Annotated in this window: 1 protein-coding gene; it reads right to left on the bottom strand. The window is 60.4% G+C overall.

Annotated features, from left to right (window positions below):
• Positions 1-232 precede the first annotated feature (232 nt).
• Entirely contained in the window at positions 233-1,594 is a 1,362-nt protein-coding gene (locus tag NTW26_00310) for an MFS transporter (GenBank protein ID MCX7020716.1), read from the bottom strand.
• Positions 1,595-1,924: the final 330 nt, after the last annotated feature.

Genomic DNA, 1,924 nt, shown 5'->3' with positions numbered 1-1,924 from the left:
GGGAGGATAGCACACCGGCGTGTCGGTCGCCAAGGGGAAGTCGCCCCCCGGAGCGCGGAGGCCCTTGTTGGGGCAAGGGGTTTTAAATGGGCCCCCCGGGAAAACCCCTTGTCTGCCTGCCCCATTATACCAGCCAACGTCCCGCCGGCCCGGACTAGGGAGACTGCTCACGGCTCCGCCGGCGGCGCCAACGCGCTACCGGGCGGGAGGTGAGCCCCGGTCGGCACCACCCTCATTTCGCCGGGGGCGTAGCTCGCTGCGCTCGGTTTTCCACCGCAATTTCACTCCGGCGCGGGGGCGAAGTACCGGCGGGAGGTGATTGGGTAATCCCCTTGAAATTTCCGAGCCGGGTGGAGAAAACTATCGAAGCGAGAATGGCGGCGACCCCGCCCGCGAAAATCGTCCACGGCGCGGTTATGATGTCCGCAAGGCCGCCCACGAGAAGGTTCCCGAAAGGGAGGATCCCCATCATGGCGGTCGAATAGAAGGCCATCACCCGGCCGCGCTTTGATTCGTCCACTATGTTCTGGATGACCGTGTTCGATGTGGCCAGTTGAGCCATCATCCCGAAACCGGCGACGACCATGAGGAAGAGTGAAATCCAGAGCGTTCTCGAAAAAGAGAAGAGAATCAGTCCCGTGCCGAAGATGCAAGCGGCGATCGGAATGATTTTCCACAGGCCGATGAAGGCCTTGCGCGACGCGAGGAAGACCGCGCCGCCCAGCGCACCCACGCCGATGGCGCCCATGAGGAATCCAAAGGTGCGTGCGTCGCCCGAAAGCACGAGCTTCGCCATGACCGGCATGATCGTTATGTAAGGCATGGCCGTGAGGCTCAAAAACGAGAGCATGAGAAGGATGGATCGTATGGGCGGAGTGCGGAAGGTGTAGGAAAGGCCTTCCTTGAGCTCGGCGAACACCTTCACTTCGCCTTTCTCCGGTCTCGCGTGATCTATCCGCATGAGGGCGAGCGAGACTATGACCGCGAGAAAACTCACCGCGTTCACGAGGAAGCAGACCTTCTCGCCGAATCCGGCTATCACGAATCCGGCGATCAGAGGCCCGATGAGCCTCGCGCCGTTGAATATGGCCGAGTTCATCGCGATGGCCGAGGCTAAATCCTCCCTGCGGTCTACCATTTTTATGACGAACGCCTGCCGCGTGGGCATATCCACGGAGTTCACCAGGCCGATAAAGAGGCCCAGGGCGAATATGTGCCATATCTGGACGACGCCGGTGTAGACGATGATGGTCAAAATGACCGCCTGAAGCGTCGCCAGCCCCTGCGTCCAGAGAAGTATGCGACGGCGGTCAAACCTGTCTATGAGGACGCCGGCGAAAGGCGTGATCACGAGGCAGGGAATTTGGGTGACGAACCCCACCAGGCCGAGTAGCATGGCCGAACCCGTGAGCTTATAGATGAGCCAGGACATGGCTATCATCTGCATCCACGTACCGATGACGGATATACCTTGCCCAATGAAAAAGAGCCTGTAGTTGTAATGCTTGAAAGCCCGCAGCATGTGCTTCAAATCCGAAACGAATCCCGGACGACTTGCCGACGAGGCCTCGGGTTTATTTTCTTCTGGAATCATCACACACCTGTGAACCTGTGTCTGGTATGCACCAAAGCGGGGGAGTTACCCCCCTCACGCTCAAGCCTGGGCCGATTATACCACCCGACCCCTCGACGACCACGCCCCAGTGACCGCCGTCAACGCGCCGCCGGACGGGAGGTGAGCCTTGACCGACCCCGCCCTTTTCTTTATACTTTACTTCCTTCTGGCGAACAAAAGGGACGGTTGTTGCACGAGGACCTATCCAGGGAGGAGCTCCACCGACCGGCGGGTGTGAGTCGGGTCCCCCTCTTCCCGTGGGAGGCCTACGAGGCACGGGCCGGGGTGAGGGCTACCGCATGTCCCCTC

Source organism: bacterium (assembly GCA_026398675.1).
GTDB lineage: Bacteria > RBG-13-66-14 > RBG-13-66-14 > RBG-13-66-14 > RBG-13-66-14 > RBG-13-66-14.
The sequence above is the reverse complement of the archived record's forward strand: the minus strand, read 5'-3'. Positions and strand labels throughout refer to the sequence as shown.

What these genes read in the sequence shown, in the direction of transcription:
- NTW26_00310 (MCX7020716.1), bottom strand. Translation starts at nt 1,594, where the DNA reads ATGATTCCAGAAGAAAATAAACCCGAGGCCTCGTCGGCAAGTCGTCCG.